This is a genomic window from Streptomyces deserti, assembly GCF_054782695.1.
This window is the reverse complement of sequence record NZ_BAAGRZ010000132.1, coordinates 1-585: the sequence shown is the minus strand read 5'-3', so window position 1 is coordinate 585 and position 585 is coordinate 1. Positions and strand designations below refer to the sequence as shown.

1 protein-coding gene is annotated in these 585 nt (G+C 70.8%); it reads left to right on the top strand.

Going from position 1 to position 585, the window contains the following annotated elements:
* Positions 1 to 585, top strand: a 585-nt coding sequence (locus tag ACYVMZ_RS39420) for an acyltransferase domain-containing protein (RefSeq protein ID WP_461088144.1), incomplete at both ends; no start/stop codon positions are given.

The window sequence follows — 585 nt, the reverse complement described above, 5'->3', positions numbered from 1 at the left end:
CGGTGTTGTTCGCGGTGATGGTGTCGCTGGCCCAGGTGTGGCGGGCGGCCGGTGTGCAGCCGACCGCTGTGGTGGGTCACAGCCAGGGTGAGATCGCCGCTGCGTGTGTGGCGGGGGCGCTGTCGCTCGAAGATGCCGCCCGGGTGGTGGCGCTGCGCAGTCAGGCCATCCGTGCCCTGTCCGGTCGCGGTGGCATGGTGTCGGTGCCGCTGCCGGTGGGTGAGGTTCGCGAACTGCTGGCGGCTTGGGAGGGCCGTGTCGACATCGCGGCGGTGAACGGGCCTGCTCAGGTGGTGGTCTCCGGTGAGCCGGAGGCGCTGCAAGAGCTGGTCGCGCACTGCGAGGAGCGCGACGTCCGGGCGCGGACGATCCCGGTGGACTACGCCTCGCACTCCGTGCAGGTGGAGGCGATCGAGGAGCACTTGGCCGAGGTGCTGGCTCCGGTGGCGCCCGCGGCGCCTGAGGTGCTGTTGTTCTCTACGCTCACGGGTGAGTGGCTGGACGAGCCGATGGACGGCTCCTACTGGTACCGGAACCTGCGTCACACGGTCCTCTTCGAGCAGGCCACGCGCGGTCTGCTCGCCG